Raw genomic sequence first — 18,065 nt, forward strand, 5'->3', positions numbered from 1 at the left:
ATTAATAATCAAATTTTAATTATTTTTATCATAAAAATCATCTCTCTAAACTCGACTCTATTATTTTAACGGATTAAGTCGATTCTCATGCCTCGTAACAGCCTGCTCACCACCTTGTCGATTGCCCTGTTTAGCCTTTCGATTTCAGCATGCAGTAATGATGATTCCAAAGAATCCAGTACTGTGGTCGAAACCCAGAAAAAACCTAACATTTTATTCATCATGGCCGATGACTTAGGCTATTCAGACTTAGGCGCTTTTGGTGGAGAAATTCATACCCCCAATATTGATGAACTCACCCGAGCAGGTCGTATTTTAACCGACTATCACACTGCCCCAACCTGCTCGCCAACCCGTTCGCAATTGATTTCAGGGACTGACCACCATCTGGCGGGTATTGGCGCGATGGCCGAGCTGACACCAGATCATTTAAAAGGCCAACCCGGATATGAAGGCTATCTGAATGAACGTTCACTTTCGATTGCTGAAGTCCTTAAAGACAATGGCTATCGCACTTATATCAGTGGTAAATGGCATCTGGGCTTAACCCCTGCAACCAATGCCCATGCCAAAGGTTTTGACCATTCCTTTACCTTGCTGCAAGGACTGGATTTGCATTTTAAACAGGCACCGGCTGCCTATAAACGCAACGCCACTTATACCGAAGATGGTAAACAAGTGCCGATTTCATCCTTACCTGATGATTTCTTCTCGACCAACTATTTCACAGACAAATTGATCAGTTATCTAGAGTCAGGTAAAAACTCAGGCAAGCCATTCTTTGCCTATGCGGCGTACACTGCACCGCATTGGCCTTTACAAGCCCCTGCTGAATATCGTGACCGTTATCGTGGTGTTTATGACGTCGGCTATGACGTGATTCGCGATGCACGTATTGCCCGCCAGAAACAACTCGGCCTGATCCCTGCAAACTTTATTGCCGCTGAACCGATCGCTACGCAAAATGCGCCACAAAAATATGGCAAATGGAACGAGCTTTCGGCTGAACAAAAAGCGTTGGAAGCCCGTAGAATGGAAATCTACGCGGGCATGGTGGAAAATCTGGATGCCAATATTGGTCGAGTGATTCAATATCTCAAACGCAATAATTTATATGACAATACACTGATTTTCTTTGTTTCAGATAATGGTGCCGAAGGTTTTATCCGTGGCAACTATGGCCCCGAATCAGGCTTTGATAACAGCGTCAGCAATGTGGGTACATCCAGTTCTTATCATTATGTCGGGCCACGCTGGGCAGAAGTGAGTGCTGCGCCATTTCATTTGTGGAAAGATACGGCAGGTGAAGGTGCGACCACTGCCCCTGCCATTGTAAAACTCCCTTATCAAACCCAGGCTCAGGCGACTCATCATGGTTTTGCTTCAGTGCTGGATGTTTTCCCGACGGTTTTAGATTATGCCAATATTGCTGTGCCACAGGGCCAATATAAAGGTCGTCAGGTGAATACCCCAAGCGGCTATTCATGGAAACCGCTACTTGAAAACAAGGCTCAGGCAATTCGCCCAGTCAACTTTAGCTTTGCCGATGAATTACATGGCAGTAAATATGCACGCCAAGGCGACTGGAAAATTGCCTTACAAGGCAAAGCTGAACTGGGTACAGGCAATTGGGAACTCTATAACCTGAAAAATGATCGGGGTGAAACCCAAAACCTTGCCCAAAGTAACCCAGCGAAGCTACAAGAACTGGTCGATGTATATAACAAATACACCCAGCAAAATGGCGTTAAGGAATACAACCCTCAATGAAACTGAGTAGCATTCTAGTTTTCCTCTGTAGCCTGTCCCTTGCGGCAGGTTGCAGCAAAGTTGAGTCCAAGTCAAAGCCATCGCAACAACACCCAACAACTCAACCTTTATCGTTGGGCACTTTAAGCCAATGCCAGAATTATTCTGGCTTACCCGATGCCTGGCAAAAACATAAAACAGCAGGAATGGTCTGGATTCCTAAAGGCTCCTTTCCACTGGGTTCTAATCAGGCCTATCCCGATGAACTCAATTTTGGCGCCAGAGAGCGTCAAGTCGAGGGCTTCTGGATCGACCAGACCGAAGTCACAGTTGCCCAGTTTTCCAGTTTTGTCAAAGCGACTGGCTACGTTACCGATGCAGAAAAGCAAAAGCAGGCGGCGGTATTCTCTCCTGATCTGAATCGCCCGAATCAATGGTGGCAACTGAAAGCTGACTATACCTGGAAAAGCCCGAATGGCCCTCAGGGTCAAGCCCCTCTGCCCTCCGAACCAGTGCGCTATGTCACCAAGAATGATGCAGAGCATTATGCAGTCTGGTTAGGACACGATTTGCCCACCGAGCTGGAATGGGAATATGCCGCCAAAGCCGGTTCAAAAACAGATACCCCTTTGCACCAAGCCCCACAAGATGCCCATCAACATCCGCAAGCCAATTATTGGCAAGGTGATTTTCCAGGTAAGAATATCGTTGAAGATCATTTTGAAGGTGTTGCACCCGTCGGCTGTTATCCGGCCAATGCCTTTAAACTGTTTGACATGATTGGCAATGTCTGGGAATGGACGTCTTCGGTCTATCATGGTGCACATGATCAACACATGGGTAATTATACCGACTTGCGTCAACACAATAACGCGACCACGCAATATGTGCTGAAAGGTGGCTCATTCTTGTGTGCCTCTAATTTCTGTGCACGTTATCGCAATAGCAGTCGTTATCCTCAGGAGTTTGATCTGGCGGCAACCCATGTCGGGTTTAGAACCGTTTTAAGACCTTAATTATGAAATCAATCTTAAAGTTTTAGTCCCGTTCTGTTAAAAAGCAACTGATCGTTTTAAAGTGATCCTTAAAGCAATAAAAATACGGGACGGAACCATGAAAAATATCACGCTACCTTGATCTGCTGTTGATATCCAGCCTATCCGCTTGTGCAGTGCATACACCGCATGGCAGTGTTGTGGACGATCCGGAAGGATATCACGATGGCCATGGCGACTTTTGCCCACCAGGACAGGCCAAAAAAGGCCGTTGCTAAATGTCATCTTGCCTAAAGCCATGAGGGTTATGGCTCATTTCATCTATCATTGTATAAAAAATTACATTTTTTCTGATTGATCATTTTATTTGGATAAAACCCATATAAACTATATGGAAATAGATCTTGCTCTTTGCTGGACACATTCAATGAATCAAACCCAATCCCATGCTGTACTGGACATTCTGAACAAGGTTCAACATGCTGATGACTGGTTGATTTTCCTTGAACAGCTAAACCAGCATTTTGACCTTCAGGCCACACAACTTCTGGCAGTCGATCTTGAAGTGCAGGCCCTGTCATTTAGTGTACATCATGGGGTTGATCTTGATCCCCAGCAACTTGAGCGAGCGGCGCTGCAACAACTTCGTTTAGCTTTTGATGATGACCCACAACTAAAAAAATTATTGGCAGCACCGCTCACAGGCTGGATGCATTGCACACAACACTTTAGCGAACAGGACATTGTTCAGACCCAGGTCTACCAACAGATTTTACAACCGCTCAATTTACGTTTTTGCTCAGCACTTCAGGTCATTTATGATCATAAAATCTGTGTGATTCTGGCCTTGCTTACCAGCCCTGATCGTGGTGCATTAAGTTGCTCTGAACTCCAGCCGATTTATGAGATATTGCCGCAGATCCAGCAAAAGCTTCAGCACTATCGCCATCATTTTGAATATTCCACCATGACCTTGCTTGGATCACAATTGATCCGGAAAATGAATCAACCCATTGCGATTATTAATCTCAACGGCGATATTCTGGAGATGAATGCCGAGGCAGAAAAATTTATCGAACATAATGCGCACATCCGCATTGAGCAGCGCCGCTTCTACTTCGAACCACATAAACAGCAAATATTTGAACAGCACCTGCTTGAATTAGAACGCCTGCATCACACCAGTTCTCAGGTCGGTTATACTGAACGAAGTCAGGTGATGCACCTCGATCATCAGCTATTTTTAACACTGGATCTGCTCTGCCCCGAAAAAACCCATAAGATTTTTGGTTTACGTCCCGTATTACTGGCAACATTTTCAGGGCTGCAACATCCGCCTAAATATCAAAAAGACCGATGTACCCAGCTGTTTATGTTCACACCGGTCGAACATAAAATATGCGAGCAACTGTTGAAGGGCAAAACCACTAAAGAAATTGCCTTTTTATATGAAATTCAGGCCGATACCGTGAAAAAGCACCTGCAAGCTATTTTCAAAAAGACCAGAACACATCGACAAAGTGAATTGATCCAGTTGCTGATGCAATTAGTCTAGGCTATAAAATACGCAGCATTACGCAATTTCGGCAGGGAAAGCAATCACCTGATCAATCTTGACCTGATTCATCACCACCATCAATAAACGGTCAATCCCTAACGCGATTCCGGAACATTCAGGCATATGCGGTAAAGCTGCCAGCAAATAGTGATCGGTTGGCATCACAGGTAAACCTTGTTGTGCACGCTCTGCATTATCGGCTTCAAAACGGGAGGCCAATACCTCGGCATCTAGCAATTCATCATAGGCATTCGCCAGTTCCAGCCCTTCAATATAGACCTCAAAACGTGCTGCAACCAGTTCACCCTCTTCATCCTGTTTCACTTTGGCCAGTGATGCCATTTCAGGTGGAAAATCGGTTAAAAAGACAGGCGCATCAAAACCCAGACTTGGCTCGACAAAGTGCGAAAACAGCAAGTCCATATACCCCAGACGATCATCGCCCAAGTCAAGATTCAAACCGACACGATGGGCGGTATCCTTGAGTTGTTTTAAGGTTGCCTGCAACGGATTAATCTCCAGGCGATCCTGAAAGGCATGCTTATAACTGAGAATCACTGGACGAATTTCACCGAAACGATGTGCCAAGCATGTTTCTAACAATTCTGCAGTTTCATGCATCAGTGCCTTTAAATCCAGCCCCGGACGATACCATTCCAGCATGGTAAATTCACTGTTATGCTTGCGCCCATGCTCATCATCACGAAACACTTTACAGATTTGATAGATTGGTCCACTTCCACTGGCCAATAAACGTTTCATTGGAAACTCGGGTGAGGTTTGTAAATATTGCGTATTTAATTTGCCATGAATATGACGCTGTACCTGCACTGAAGCCAAATGCACATCAGTCACACCTGCCTGAGACAGCACTGGGGTTTCCACTTCCAGAACCTGACGCTCAGCAAAAAACTGGCGAATTTTCAGATACATCGCTGCACGTGCTTTTAAAGCCTCAATGGAGCACGTTGGCTGATAGTTGTTCATCGTCTGGCTCATGCTTTTGGCCCACCATGTGCAGCCCATTCACGGCGCAAAGGATAATTTTTTCGGAGTAAATCAAATGCGGTTTGCTCGACCTTGCCATCCTGAACACAAGCACAGAGTTGCTGATCATCTGCAGCAATATCATAAATCTGCGTGAGATGCTGTTTAAGTGCCGCTTTTAAATCATGATTAAAGTATTGAGGCACCTGTGGCAACTGGCTCTCAAAACGTTTTGTCACATCATAAGCAAAGGTCTGGCAAAACGCCTCATAGATCATCTGTGTGCCTCTGGCCTTACCCTCCAGACTATAACCAGCAATATGCGGCGTCGCTAATGCCAGTAGATCCAGTAATTGTTCTGAAATTTCTGGCTCGAACTCAAACACATCCAGCACCACTTGACGTTTGCTTGTCGCAATGTCCGCCATCAAGGCAGCTTGCTCAACCACAGGCCCACGTGCACTATTAATCAAAATAGCGGATGGTTTCATTGCAGCAAATGCAGTCGCATCAAATAAATGCTGGGTTGGATAATCGCCAGACACCGTTAAAGGTACATGAATTGAAATGGCATCGGCACGATTTAACAATGCCTCAAAAGAAACATTTTCAATCCCGGCAAGTTGCACATAAGGATCGTAACCAATCACATTCCAACCCAATAGTTGCGCCATCACCGCCAGACGGCTACCCACATTGCCCAAACCCACAATCGCTAAAGTGAAGTCCTTATTTTTTTCTAATAAATCCACATTTAAATGCAATAAAGCCGTAATCACATATTCCGCCACCGCTTGTGCATTACAGCCTGGCGCATTGCTCCAGACAATGTTTTGTTGTTCCAAGGCCTGAATATCTAAATGATCGGTTCCAATGGTGGCACTGCCGACAAACTTGATTTTAGTCTGATCAATTAAGGCATGGTTCACTTTGGTCACCGAACGAACCAACAGTGCATCGGCATCCTGTACATCCTGATGCTTCAAGCTACGTCCTGCCCGATGCTGTATTTCTGCAAATTCCGCAAAGAAATAATCGGTAAATGCCAAATTTTCATCTGCGATAATTTTCATGCAGCAGCTTTCCTCAATAGATTGATGCTTATTATCCTTAGCCTGATTCGAATTGACAATTCCTAAATACCACACGGCCTGTTTTGATGGCAAAAAAAGGCGCTGATTGGTACACGCATGCGACATCTTGCCAATTTACTGCAACATATTTGGATTTATACTAAAGCTTTCTTCAGTCTCTCCATATCGCAATGACCCCCTACTCTCCTTATAAAGGCAAAAATGGCCTCAAACGGATTTTCAATGCAACGGGCTATTCACTAGCCGGCTTTAAAGCAGCGTTTAGTCATGAAGCTGCATTTAGACAAGTGATCTTGCTCAATGTCATCTTGATTCCGCTGAGCTTTTTTGTGCATGTCTCGGCTTTGGAACAGGCTTTGATGGTCGCTGTCTGCCTGTTGGCGATTATTGTAGAGTTATTCAACTCCGCCATTGAAGCCGTTGTTGACCGCATTTCGCTAGAAAAACATGAGTTGTCTAAAAATGCCAAAGATATGGGCAGCGCTGCGCAATTTGTTTCTTTAGCCATTATCTTTTTTACTTGGACGATTATTTTATTTAAATAAACATTCAATATTTGGCATATAAAAAAATCCCTGCATAGGCAGGGATTTTTTTTGATCTAGACGTCGATGCGCAATTACATCATTCCGCCCATACCACCCATACCGCCCATATCTGGAGCAGCTGGTTTGTCTTCTGGAATGTCAGTAATCATGCATTCAGTCGTCAACATTAAACCGGCAACAGAAGCTGCGTGTTCAAGTGCAGAACGCGTTACTTTAGCAGGGTCAAGGATACCCATTTCTAGCATATCGCCATATTCACCAGTTGCAGCGTTATAACCGAAGTTACCTTCACCCGCTTTAACTGCATTGATCACAACTGAAGGCTCATCACCTGCATTTGAAACGATTTGACGAAGTGGCGCTTCAATCGCACGACGTAAAATGTTGATACCCGCAGTTTGATCTTCGTTAGCGCCTTTTAAGCCATCTAACACATTTACAGCGCGTACTAATGCAACACCACCACCTGCAACAACACCTTCTTCAACTGCTGCACGAGTTGCGTGAAGCGCATCGTCTACACGGTCTTTCTTCTCTTTCATTTCAACTTCAGTTGCCGCACCAATTTTGATGACTGCAACACCGCCCGCTAATTTAGCAACGCGTTCTTGAAGTTTTTCTTTGTCATATTCAGAAGTAGATTCTTCGATTTGCGCACGGATCTGTTGAACACGTTCAGCGATTTGCTCAGCATTACCTGCACCATCAACAATCACAGTGTTTTCTTTAGATACTGTGATTTTGTGCGCAGTACCTAAATCTTGAAGAGAAGCTTGCTCTAAAGACATACCTACTTCTTCAGAAATAACAGTCGCGCCAGTCAAGATCGCGATGTCTTGAAGCATTGCTTTACGACGGTCACCAAAACCTGGTGCTTTCACCGCACATACTTTGATAATACCGCGCATGTTGTTCACAACAAGAGTCGCAAGCGCTTCGCCTTCAACATCTTCAGCGATGATAAGTAGTGGTTTACCTGTTTTAGCAACAGCTTCCAATACCGTAATCAATTCACGGATGTTGCTGATTTTTTTGTCAACAAGCAGGATGAACGGATTTTCAAGTTCAGCAGTTAAGGTATCTTGCTTGTTTGCGAAGTATGGAGAGATATAACCACGGTCGAACTGCATACCTTCTACAACGTCTAAAGCGTCTTCGAAGCCAGAACCTTCTTCTACAGTGATGACACCTTCTTTACCCACTTTTTCCATCGCTTGAGCGATCAGTTTACCTACAGTGGTATCAGAGTTCGCAGAGATTGAACCTACTTGTTCAATTGCTTTGAAATCATCAGCAGGTTTTGCGTTGGTACGGATATTTTCAACCACAGTTTTTACTGCGATGTCGATACCACGTTTTAAATCCATTGGGTTCATACCAGCAGTTACTGATTTGATCCCTTCATTTAAAATTGCTTGAGCAAGTACGGTTGCAGTGGTTGTACCGTCACCTGCGATGTCATTGGTTTTAGAAGAAACTTCACGAACAAGTTGAGCACCCATGTTTTCAAACTTGTCTTTTAAAGAAATTTCTTTCGCAACAGTCACACCGTCTTTAGTGATGTGTGGCGCACCGAAAGAACGGTCGATAACAACGTTACGGCCTTTAGGGCCCAGAGTTACTTTTACTGCATCTGCAAGTACGTTAACACCTGCAATCATTTTTGAGCGAGCTGAATCACCAAATTTTACGTCTTTAGCTGACATGTTAAACTCCGAATCTTTTTAATTACTGAATCTGATAATAAATTTGAGTTATGTGTCGATTAGCCTTCAAGCACAGCTAAGATATCCGACTCTTTCATAATCAAGAGTTCTTCACCACTTACTTTTACTGTTGTACCCGCATAAGTACCGAACAATACTTTGTCGCCAACTTTAACGTCTAAAGCACGAACGCCGTTGTCAGTGATCTGACCATTACCGACTGCAATTACTTCACCTTGAGATGGTTTTTCTGCAGCAGAACCTGGAAGTAAAATACCACCAGCCGTTTTGGTTTCTTCTTCTACGCGACGAATCACAACACGATCATGTAATGGACGAATGTTGCTCATAGTTAACTCCATCAGACTTAGTCTTATTGATTAATGTGTGTCACCAGTTCGTGGCAACACATATAAAATTTTGGTATGCCACTTTTTTGGGGATGAAAAAAATGGCTTCAAGGGGAAAATAAAAAAAAATTCTATTTATAGATGTTTTTTTGAGCACAAGAATAAGGTTATGCCGAATTAAACAACATTTTGTGATTTCACAAATGTTTGCAGCGATTCATCGAACCAGTAATGCTCGATCCGCCCCTGATCCGAAATCACATTAAAACTGTTGGATAATCCGAAGCGTAAACGCTTGGATGTGGCTGTTCCTGCATGAATATCCAGAATTGGATGATCAAATCCCAAATGAAAAATCTGATTGAGATCGTGTACCGCTACTTTATGTAAATGACCATGTAATAAACCGAACAAGCCGGTTTTACCCCACCGCTCCAAAGCAATTTTCCCCAGCACTGGACAGTCTTTATCGCCATGTTCATTGGGAAAGGTATAAAAAGGTTGATGAAACACCACCATTTTGATTTTATGCGCGGGCGCATTGTTCAAACGCTGATAAGTTTCATGAATTTGCTCTAGAGAAACATGTCCCCGGGTATGGTAGCGCCGCCGGATACTATTTACCCCCACCAGATAAAAATGTTCAGTCTCCAAGGTGGTTTCCATGCGGCCAAAGAAGGCCTGATAACGCACAAAAGGAGAGAAAAAACGGTTCCAGACATGATAAAGCGGAATGTCATGATTACCAGGCACCACCAGATAAGGAATTTCAAGTGCATCCAGAAATTGACGGCAGGCATAAAACTGCTTTAATCGCGCACGTTGGGTCAGATCGCCACTCACCACCACCGCTTCTGGACGATGATCCAGACAAAACTGTTTGATCGCGTCAATACAGGCTTCACGCTCCGTTCCAAAATGCAGGTCAGACAGATGCAGTAACATTCGGAACCATTACCTTTAAAGCAGATTTTTCAACGGCAAATTTTAATGGGGTTTGCATCTCTTTCAACTCTCCATCTATTGCAACAGTTAACTGTGGCTTTTTACAATCGACCTGGATATGCTCGGCACAAAATGTATAGACACCAGAAGCCTGATCGATTTTCCCTTGAATCAGTTTCCATAACAATTTTAACAAACTGAAGCGGTCACTTTTAGCCACCACCACCCCAGCCAGTTTGCCGTTGGCAGCACACTCCGCAATTCTTAATTTCATGTCACTGAGTTGTAGCTGATTATTGCCAAAGAAAATCAATGGCGTTGCCACAGGATATTTTTCTCCATCCACGCAGACTGAAAGTTTCAAGGATTTATGCTCACGCAACAAAACATCTAGCGCAGAGGTATAAGCATTTAAAGGAAGACGCCCTAGATGCTGATTAAAGCGCTCACGCTTTTTAATAAACAAAGGATACAGCCCGAGACTGGCATTATTTAAGTAAATCTGATCATTGATCGTGGCAATATGGACTTTCTGAATCGCGCCGGTAGCAATCACCTCTGCAGCCTGAAACACATCCAGGGGAATATTCAAGACCCGTGCCACATAATTAAAAGTGCCCAAGGGAATAATGCCCATCGGAATATCGGTATGCATCAGTTTTTTTGCGACCGCATTGAGCGTGCCATCTCCTCCCGCTGCCACCACAACGCCGCGTGATTCCGTCTGTTGATGCCGGGCCAGCACCGTTCTCATCATGGCATCAAAATCTGTTTGCGAACTGAGCTCAAACACCTGAATTTCGAATCCATATTGCGTCCAGAAGGTCATCAGACGCTCATATTCTTCATCTTGCTGTGCCGCATGAAAACCTGATTTTTGATTATAAATAATGGACAGAGGCTGGACATTAGGGGACATAACTTTCAACCTTAAGGAAGATTACAGGGCTATTTTTGTTTACAAAATCAACAAATAATAGCTTGTTTATGTAAATTTTGAATGAGCTTCATTCATATAATCAATAACAATTCTCAAGAAAATAAAAAATAATTAAACTATTGTTTTTAATAAAAATTTATAACAAAAATAACATATATAAATAAACAAAATAGCAAAATATAAAATGATAAATTATTTTAAAAACAAAAACTTATAAACATGTTAGCAATCCCTGCTTTAGAACCCACCCTATTCTTTAGTCTTATATTTTTTATGATTTTATGCTTTAATACAGCCACTTTTTTTACTTCATCTGTCTTACTGCCATCCAGTAGATAGAACTTGTACGTTGTACACACTTTAAAAAGGCATCACCATGACCCAAGTGAACGCACCAGAATTCGTTCGTCACCCAAAGCTAATTGCATGGGTGGAAGAAATTGCAAAATTAACCAAACCAGCAAAAATCGAATGGTGTGACGGTAGCGAAGAAGAATATCAACGTCTTATGGACTTGATGATCGCTAACGGCACCATGCAGAAACTTAACCAAGAAAAACATCCTGGTTCTTATCTTGCAAATTCTGATCCTTCTGACGTTGCTCGTGTTGAAGACCGCACTTATATCTGCTCTCAAAACCAAGAAGATGCTGGCGCAACGAATAACTGGGTTGCTCCTGCGGAAATGCGCGCAAAATTAAATGGATTATTTGACGGTGCAATGGAAGGCCGTACCATGTATGTGGTTCCCTTCTCGATGGGTCCTTTAGGAAGCCACATTGCGCATATCGGTATCGAATTAACAGATTCTCCTTACGTTGCTGTCAGCATGACAAAAATGGCACGTATGGGTAAAGCAGTTTATGACGTGTTAGGCACAGATGGCGAATTCATCCCATGTGTACACACCGTTGCTGCACCGCTTAAAGATGGTCAAAAAGATGTTGCTTGGCCATGTAACAATGAAAAATATATCGTTCACTATCCAGAAACACGTGAAATCTGGTCTTACGGTTCTGGTTACGGCGGTAATGCCTTGCTTGGTAAAAAGTGCCTTGCATTACGTATTGCTTCTGCAATGGGCCGCGAACAAGGCTGGTTAGCTGAACACATGCTGATTTTAGGCGTGACCAATCCGCAAGGTGAAAAACACTACATCGCAGCTGCATTCCCTTCTGCTTGTGGTAAAACCAACTTTGCCATGTTGATTCCACCAGCTGGCTATGAAGGCTGGAAGATTGAAACTGTAGGTGACGATATTGCCTGGATCAAACCAGGTGAAGATGGTCGCTTATACGCAATCAACCCTGAAGCTGGTTTCTTCGGTGTTGCACCAGGTACCAATACCAAGACTAACCCGAACTGTATCGCAACGATGCATAAAGATGTTATCTATACCAACGTTGCAGTGACCAAAGACGGCGAAGTATGGTGGGAAGGTTTGACTAAAGAAGTTCCAGCTGATCTTATCACCTGGAAAGGTCAACCATACGTTGAAGGCGAAAAAGCTGCGCATCCAAACTCACGCTTTACCGTTTCTGCGGGTCAATGCCCTTCGATTGATGCTGACTGGGAAAATCCAGCAGGCGTACCGATCTCTGCATTCATCTTCGGTGGTCGTCGTGCAGACACCGTGCCGTTAGTCTCTGAAGCATTTGACTGGGTTGACGGCGTTTATAAAGCGGCAACCATGGGTTCTGAAACCACTGCTGCGGCTGTTGGTCAACAAGGTATCGTTCGTCGCGATCCTTTCGCAATGCTTCCATTTGCCGGTTACAACATGGCTGATTACTTCGGTCACTGGTTAGAGATGGGCAAAAAAGTCGGTGCGAAAGCTGAAGCTGCGGGTAATAAATTACCAAAAATCTTCAACGTAAACTGGTTCCGTCGTGATGCTGAAGGCAACTTCGTATGGCCTGGTTTCGGTCAAAACATGCGTGTTCTTGAGTGGATCATCGATCGTTGTGAAGGCCGCGCTGAAGCGACTGAAACACCTATCGGTTATGTTCCAACTTACGAACAATTGAACTGGACAGGTATCGAGTTCTCTAAAGAGCAATTCGAAACAGTTACAGCACAAGATAAAGACCAGTGGATCAAAGAACTTGAAAGCCACACTGAGTTATTTACCAAACTTGGTGACCGCTTACCTCAAGCGCTTAAAGATCGTCAAAATGAATTACTAGCAGCGGTTAAATCTGCTTAAGTCTCTTAACTTCCCTCTTTCATAAAGCGGGTTCAAAGAGAATAAAAAGGTCACTTCGGTGGCCTTTTTTTATGGCTTGTCGAAATTTTCTATCAATCCCCTGCTTAGCCCTAACTATTCCCATTAAGCTTAAGACAAAACAAATTGCAAAATTAACGAATATTAACAATAATTATAATAATAATATTTCTCATTTACACGGTTGTAAGCATGAGCTCTTCCCCACTGTTTAAACGCACTCCCCTGTTTTTAGCAATTTCTACACTCGTCAGTATCAGCTCATATAGTCATGCAGTTGATGAGGCATCGCAACAACTCCCGACGATTAAGGTACAAGCCACTCAAGAGGATGGAAGTAGCGAACAAAGCAAAGCCTACACGATCAAGCACAGTTCAAGTGCAACCAAACTCAATATTGAAGCCAAAGAAATCCCGCAAACGATTAATGTGGTGACACGCCAGCAGATTGATGATTTTAGCCTCACCAGTTCCCGCGACATTTTAAATAACACTCCGGGGGTGACCGTCAACTCATCTGAAACTGAACGCTCTGTGTATATGGCACGTGGTTTTGAGATTTCCAATATTCTGGTCGATGGTGTCGGCTTCCCTGCAAGCGCATGGAACTATAACGATACCAATCCCGATAGCTTTTTTTATGATCGCATTGAAGTGATTAAAGGTGCAGATGCGCTCACCAACGCCTTTGGCGACCCGAGCGCAACCATCAACTATATTCGCAAACGTCCGACCAAAGAATTTCAGGCCAATGCCGGGTTGAGCTATGGTTCATGGGATACGCAACGCTATGAAGCAGATGCTTCTGGTAGCCTGACACCAAGTGGCAATATTCGTGGTCGCCTTGCCGCTTTTGAGCAGAGCGGTGACTCCCATTTAGATCGCTACACCTCCGAAAAAAATGGGATTGCAGGGGTTTTAGAGGCAGATCTTACGGATAACACCCTCATTACAGTGGGTGCCAGCCAAGAAAAGAACAAACCGAATGCCAACAACTGGGGTGCATTACCGCTGATGGATTCCACAGGCAAGCAACTCAGTTATGATCGTTCTTACAATCCCAATCCGGACTGGACCTATTGGGACAACACCTCACGCAACGCATTCTTTGAACTAAAACAAAAGCTCTCTGACACATGGTCTGCCAACCTGAGCTATAACTACAATGAAAAAGAGCGTAGTAGCCAGTTACTTTACTACTATGGCTATCCAAAGGCCGATGGTTCAGATGTCGATCTAACCGCTTGGGGTGGAACAGAACATAATAAACTACAAACTGCCGATTTTAACCTGCAAGGTAAATTTGATCTTTTAGGTCGCGAACATGAAGCCATTGTGGGCTACACCTATTCTCAAAGCGAACAAAAAGATAAGCAGAAATCCGGAACGATCCTCGACAACAATATCGGGTCATGTACCCGTGGTACAGGTGCTAATCAATACCAAGCCCAATGTACAACGGGCTGGGCAAGCTGGACACCAAATAATGTCACCTGGAGTGCCTTAACGGATGCTGCGGATTACACCCAACGGAATCAGTCCGTTTACGCAGCAACCCGCCTGCATTTAAACGAAGACCTAAAATTAACCTTAGGTGCGAACTATGTTCAAGCCAAAAGTAAAGGCGCAAGTTATAGCTCGCCGATGAATTATGATGAAAGCAAAGTCTCACCGTATGCAGGCATCACCTATAACTTTACTCCTGAATATACAGGCTATATGAGCTATACCTCGATTTTTCGCCCACAAACATCAGTGGATGAAACAACAGGAAAAGTTGCCGATCCAATCGAAGGTAAAAGCTACGAAATCGGGGTAAAAAGTGCATGGTTAGACAATAAACTAACTGGCACATTAGCCGTATTTAGAACCGAGGAAAATAATTATCCACTTCGACCAGCCGACAGTCATCCACTTAATCGTACCTCAGCAATTAGCGACTTACGCTCACAAGGTGTAGAAGTCGGCTTGGCTGGTCAACTCACCGATCAGGTCAATGTCTCTTTGGGCTATACCCAATTCAGTCTGCAAGATATGAAAAATGGTGGTGCAGCTAGAACCTATAATCCAACCCAAAGCTTCAACTTGTTAACTACTTATTCACCTACCCAGCTACCAAAACTGAAAGTGGGCGCAGGCTTAAAATGGCAAAGCAAGATTACCCGCTTCGATCCGACGTATTCGACTTACCTGAAACAGGGGGATTATGCCTTGCTCAATTTGATGGCAAGTTATGAAGTCAGCCCGAACTTTAGCATTCAGGCCAATGCCGACAATGTTACCGATAAAAAGTACCTGAACAGCTTCACTGATGGTCAGGCATTCTACGGCGAGCCAGCAAACTATACCGTCGCGCTGAAATTTAAATACTAATAAAAAAAGCCCCCTATATCAGGGGGCTTTTTTATGAAAAGACTTAAGCAGCAACAGTGCGATGTGGTTTAGTTGCCAAATAGGCATCTAAACTTTCAATCTCGCTTTGCGCAAAGTTCAGACCCAATTTAGAGCGTCTCCATAACACATCCTGACTATTGCTCGCCCATTCAACAGCACATAAGTAGTCAACTTCTTGTGCATACAGGCCTTGACCAAAATGCTGTCCAAGCTGCTCGATTGAAGTGGCTTCACCCACAATATTCCAGATGCGCGAACCGTATGCAGATGCCCAACGTTTTGCTAAAGCTTCAGAAGCATCTGTCACTTGTGCACGAATTTCTTTTGCCAACTGTTCAGCCGACTCCATATTTTCACCACCCGGTAAGGCTTCAGTTGCCGTCCAGCTCCCCTTCATGTCCGGGAAGAATGGTTTTAACTGTTGCATGGCAGACTCTGCCAACTTACGGTAAGTGGTTAATTTACCGCCAAACACTGAAAGTAACGGCGCCTGTTCAGCCGACTCTTTAGACAGTGCCAAGGTATAGTCACGAGTAATGGCAGATGGATTATCCGATTCATCATCACACAATGGACGCACACCCGCAAAAGTCGACACGATATCAGCTTGCGTTAACTGATTTTTAAAGTGTGCATTGCTCACTTTAATCAGATAATCCGTTTCTTCCTGGGTAATTTTCACTTGTGCTGGATCACCCTGGTACTCACGGTCTGTGGTTCCAATCATGGTGTACTGATCCAGATACGGAATCGCAAACACGATACGACGGTCATCATTTTGCATAATAAATGCTTTGTCGCCTTCATACAGCTTCGGCACAATGATGTGACTGCCCTGAATCAGACGGATACCGTATGGTGATTTAAGCTGTAAATCCTGCTTAATGAATTGTGCAACCCACGGGCCAGCAGCATTCACCAAAGCCTTGGCTTTGATCTGGAATTGACCCTGTTCATTTTCCAGATCAACCACCCAGTACTGACCTTCACGTTGTGCAGATAAACAACGGGTACGGGTCACAATATCAGCACCCTTTTCACGTGCATGCATGGCATTCAACACCACCAGGCGAGCGTCATCGACTGCACAATCCGAATACTCAAAACCACGGGTAATCGCAGCATTTAGCGGACTGTCTTCCTTAAAGTAGACATTATTTGAACCCAATAATTTTTCGCGTTTGCCCAGATGGTCATAAAAGAACAAGCCGGTACGGATTAACCAGGCCGGACGCAAATGCGGACGATGCGGCATGATAAAACGCATTGGACGGATAATATGCGGCGCTTTGGCCAACAATACCTCACGTTCAGCCAATGCTTCACGCACCAAGCGAAACTCCTTATGCTCAAGGTAGCGCAGACCACCATGAATCAGCTTACTACTTGCAGAAGATGTATGGCTGGCCAAATCATCTTTTTCGCACAAGAACACCGACAAACCACGACCTGATGCATCAGCTGCGATACCAACACCATTGATACCACCACCAATCACGGCAAGATCATAAATTTTATCATTTGACTGAGGAGAAGTTTGCATAAATCACCGCAAATGTTCATTATTGTTCAATTACGAACATTTAAACATGTTAAATGAAAATAAACAATAAAGATTAGCCTAAAAAATGCCAATTTATAGACATTTTTAGATAAATGGTCAAAAATGAAAAGTAAGACAATGCAAAGATAAAAATTACGGAAAGCTATTGTTTATAAGAGAATCAGGATTATTTTAATCAAGTGATCTCGAGCCAAAAGCCTTTGGCTCAAGAAAAGTAACAATTTTTCGAAAATGAAGATTTATTTAGCGATAATCAAACCGACATCCAGTTCCTGAATGGTTTTCATAAAAGCCTCATTCGGTTGCTGATCGGTAAAAATACAATCCACCTGCTTGAGTGACCCCAGACGGATCATGGCATTACGGCCAAATTTACTACTATCGGCAGCAAGAAAAACCTGACGTGCACTGGAAACAATTTCTTGCGAAACGCAAACTTCCTGAAAATCGAAATCTAGCAAAGTCCCATCTTCTTCAATACCACTAATCCCAACCAGTGCATAATCCGCTTTGAACTGTTTAAAGAAGTCCGCAGTCGCCTGACCAATCACCCCACCATCCGGACGCACACGACCACTGGCAATCAGAACTTCAAAGTCTTCTTTGGTACTGAGAATTTTCGCAACATTGAGGTTGTTGGTAATAATCCGCAAACCGGTATGGTTCAGCAATGCGTGCGCAATTGCTTCGGTTGTGGTCCCGATATTAATGAATAATGAAGCATGATCCGGAACGGCTGCAGCGACAGCCGCTGCAATGGTTCTTTTTTCTTCCAGCATATGCCCGACACGCATGGTATATTCAGTGTTTTCCACACTTGAATCATGCGCTGCACCACCATGGTAACGACGCAATAACCCCTCATCCGCCAATTGATTAATATCACGGCGAATGGTTTGCGGCGTCACATCAAAATGCTGAGCAAGCTCTTCAATACTGATATAGCCACGTTCTCTCACTAATTCGAGGGTTTTCTGTTGGCGCAATATCAAGCTCATGCTCATCCATCCT

General features: G+C 43.9%; 15 protein-coding genes. 7 read left to right on the top strand and 8 right to left on the bottom strand.

Going from position 1 to position 18,065, the window contains the following annotated elements; all coding sequences use genetic code 11:
- Window positions 1-87 precede the first annotated feature (87 nt).
- The 4 genes from JO943_RS10900 to JO943_RS10915 all read left to right on the top strand — a co-directional run bounded on the left by JO943_RS10900 (window position 88) and on the right by JO943_RS10915 (window position 4,299).
- The gene (locus JO943_RS10900; RefSeq protein ID WP_202740775.1) at window positions 88-1,770 is read left to right on the top strand and encodes an arylsulfatase; all 1,683 of its coding nucleotides are present in this window, start codon (window positions 88-90) and stop codon (window positions 1,768-1,770) included.
- Complete coding sequence (locus tag JO943_RS10905) at window positions 1,767-2,765, top strand: SUMF1/EgtB/PvdO family nonheme iron enzyme (protein ID WP_202740776.1); 999 nt, start codon at window positions 1,767-1,769, stop codon at window positions 2,763-2,765. Before JO943_RS10900 ends, JO943_RS10905 begins: the two co-directional genes overlap by 4 nt.
- 104 nt (window positions 2,766-2,869) lie before the next feature.
- The gene (locus JO943_RS18540; protein ID WP_227614458.1) at window positions 2,870-3,022 is read left to right on the top strand and encodes a hypothetical protein; all 153 of its coding nucleotides are present in this window, start codon (window positions 2,870-2,872) and stop codon (window positions 3,020-3,022) included.
- A gap of 149 nt (window positions 3,023-3,171) precedes the next feature.
- Window positions 3,172-4,299, top strand: coding sequence for a helix-turn-helix transcriptional regulator (locus tag JO943_RS10915; protein ID WP_202740778.1), 1,128 nt, complete (start codon window positions 3,172-3,174; stop codon window positions 4,297-4,299).
- 18 nt (window positions 4,300-4,317) lie between these two features.
- Here the strand turns inward: JO943_RS10915 and epmA are convergent, their stop codons facing one another.
- Window positions 4,318-5,301, bottom strand: coding sequence for an EF-P lysine aminoacylase EpmA (epmA, locus tag JO943_RS10920; protein WP_202740779.1), 984 nt, complete (start codon window positions 5,299-5,301; stop codon window positions 4,318-4,320).
- Window positions 5,298-6,362, bottom strand: a complete 1,065-nt coding sequence (locus JO943_RS10925) for a 4-phosphoerythronate dehydrogenase (protein ID WP_202740780.1) — start codon at window positions 6,360-6,362, stop codon at window positions 5,298-5,300. The genes epmA and JO943_RS10925 overlap by 4 nt, the downstream gene beginning before the upstream one ends.
- A 191-nt stretch (window positions 6,363-6,553) precedes the next feature.
- Between JO943_RS10925 and JO943_RS10930 the strand changes: the two genes are divergently transcribed.
- On the top strand, window positions 6,554-6,928 hold the full coding sequence (locus JO943_RS10930; protein ID WP_005231823.1) for a diacylglycerol kinase: 375 nt from the start codon (window positions 6,554-6,556) through the stop codon (window positions 6,926-6,928).
- Window positions 6,929-7,002: 74 nt separating this feature from the next.
- On the opposite strand, the gene groL is transcribed toward JO943_RS10930, so the two are convergent.
- The 4 genes from groL to JO943_RS10950 all read right to left on the bottom strand — a co-directional run bounded on the left by groL (window position 7,003) and on the right by JO943_RS10950 (window position 10,851).
- Window positions 7,003-8,637: a chaperonin GroEL gene (gene groL / locus JO943_RS10935; RefSeq protein WP_004878354.1), complete on the bottom strand. Its 1,635-nt coding sequence runs from the start codon at window positions 8,635-8,637 to the stop codon at window positions 7,003-7,005.
- 59 nt (window positions 8,638-8,696) lie between these two features.
- Complete coding sequence (groES, locus tag JO943_RS10940) at window positions 8,697-8,987, bottom strand: co-chaperone GroES (protein WP_004652030.1); 291 nt, start codon at window positions 8,985-8,987, stop codon at window positions 8,697-8,699.
- 177 nt (window positions 8,988-9,164) lie between these two features.
- Window positions 9,165-9,932: a metallophosphoesterase family protein gene (locus JO943_RS10945; RefSeq protein ID WP_202740781.1), complete on the bottom strand. Its 768-nt coding sequence runs from the start codon at window positions 9,930-9,932 to the stop codon at window positions 9,165-9,167.
- On the bottom strand, window positions 9,913-10,851 hold the full coding sequence (locus JO943_RS10950) for a diacylglycerol/lipid kinase family protein (RefSeq protein ID WP_005231826.1): 939 nt from the start codon (window positions 10,849-10,851) through the stop codon (window positions 9,913-9,915). Before JO943_RS10950 ends, JO943_RS10945 begins: the two co-directional genes overlap by 20 nt.
- A gap of 397 nt (window positions 10,852-11,248) precedes the next feature.
- Between JO943_RS10950 and JO943_RS10955 the strand changes: the two genes are divergently transcribed.
- A complete protein-coding gene (locus JO943_RS10955; RefSeq protein WP_199949881.1) occupies window positions 11,249-13,078 on the top strand; it encodes a phosphoenolpyruvate carboxykinase (GTP) in 1,830 nt (609 codons plus the stop codon).
- Between the two features lie 210 nt (window positions 13,079-13,288).
- Window positions 13,289-15,469, top strand: coding sequence for a TonB-dependent siderophore receptor (locus JO943_RS10960; protein WP_202740782.1), 2,181 nt, complete (start codon window positions 13,289-13,291; stop codon window positions 15,467-15,469).
- A 43-nt stretch (window positions 15,470-15,512) separates the two neighbouring features.
- Here the strand turns inward: JO943_RS10960 and glpD are convergent, their stop codons facing one another.
- Window positions 15,513-17,033, bottom strand: coding sequence for a glycerol-3-phosphate dehydrogenase (glpD, locus tag JO943_RS10965; protein ID WP_199974689.1), 1,521 nt, complete (start codon window positions 17,031-17,033; stop codon window positions 15,513-15,515).
- Between the two features lie 260 nt (window positions 17,034-17,293).
- Window positions 17,294-18,052: a DeoR family transcriptional regulator gene (locus JO943_RS10970; protein WP_005231831.1), complete on the bottom strand. Its 759-nt coding sequence runs from the start codon at window positions 18,050-18,052 to the stop codon at window positions 17,294-17,296.
- Window positions 18,053-18,065: the final 13 nt, after the last annotated feature.

Source organism: Acinetobacter sp. 'aerobic (ED)', from assembly GCF_904886855.1.
In the GTDB taxonomy this organism is placed as follows: domain Bacteria; phylum Pseudomonadota; class Gammaproteobacteria; order Pseudomonadales; family Moraxellaceae; genus Acinetobacter; species Acinetobacter courvalinii.